The sequence below is a fragment of the Streptomyces sp. E11-3 genome, from assembly GCF_046540415.1.
Classification (GTDB): Bacteria; Actinomycetota; Actinomycetes; order Streptomycetales; family Streptomycetaceae; genus Streptomyces.
The window spans coordinates 1-970 of sequence record NZ_JAZGRL010000205.1 but is presented as its reverse complement, the minus strand read 5'-3'; the positions used below and the strand labels follow the sequence as shown (position 1 = coordinate 970).

The following is a 970-nucleotide window of genomic DNA, read 5'->3' as shown; positions in this document are numbered from 1 at the left end:
GGGGCTGAGTCTGCTGCCGGTGCACTGTGTGCCGAAGGCGCGGGCCGCTGCCCGAGGGGCGGGGGCGCCTGCGCGGGGGCGGGCTGTGCGTACTACCAGGGCATCGCCACGCCGCCGTTCGGGCGGAGGATCTGGCCTGTCGTGAAGGACGAGGCGTCGGACGCCAGGTGCAGTACGGCGTGCGCGATGTCCTCGGGCTCGCCGACCCGGCCCAGCGGTGACATGCGGGACATCAGGGCCGCGGTGTGGGTCTGGGCCTCGCTGTTGTTGTGCCGTTCGGTCATGGGGGTGCGGACCCAGCCGGGTGCGACGGCGTTGACGCGGATGCCGTGCGGGCCGATCTCGGTGGCCAGGGTCTTGGTGAGCTGGACGACGGCGGCCTTGGACACGCCGTAGCAGAGCAGGCCGGGGCCGCCGGTGTCGACGGCTCCGGAGGCCATGGTGATGATGCTGCCCCGGGTTCCGCTGGCGATCATCAGGCGGGCCGCCTCCTGGCAGGCGTACAGGATGCCCTTGAAGTTGACGGCAAGCACGCGGTCGACGTCCTCGTCGCTGGTCTCCAGGACCGGGCTGGTGTGCATGACACCGGCGATGGCCGCCATGATGTCCAGCCGCCCCAGCCGTCCGATCGCGGCCTGGAGTTGGGCGCGGTCGGACACGTCGAGTGGGTGGGTGTACGCGATGCCGCCCGCGGCCTTGATCTCGTGGGCGGTCTTGTGCAGGCCGGTCTCGTCGCGGTCGGCGCAGTGCACGGTGGCACCCGCCTGTGCGAGGAGTACGGCGCTGGCGCGGCCTATGCCGCTCGCGGCGCCGGTGAGGAACGCGGTGCGGCCGGTGAGGTCGTACGCCTTGACGGGCATGACCGGACCGTACGAGCTTCTCTGACGGGGCGTCAATTGGCCGTACGGGATTGGCCGTACGGGATTGGTGGTACGGGGTTGGCTGTGCGGCCGGGGTGCGGGCTACGGGG

The 970-nt window shown here is 71.6% G+C and carries 1 protein-coding gene; it reads right to left on the bottom strand.

The window, feature by feature from the left end; genetic code table 11:
* Positions 1–92: 92 nt before the first annotated feature.
* A complete protein-coding gene (locus tag U9R90_RS36430) occupies positions 93–860 on the bottom strand; it encodes an SDR family NAD(P)-dependent oxidoreductase (RefSeq protein WP_411061787.1) in 768 nt (255 codons plus the stop codon).
* Between the last annotated feature and the right edge of the window lie 110 nt (positions 861–970).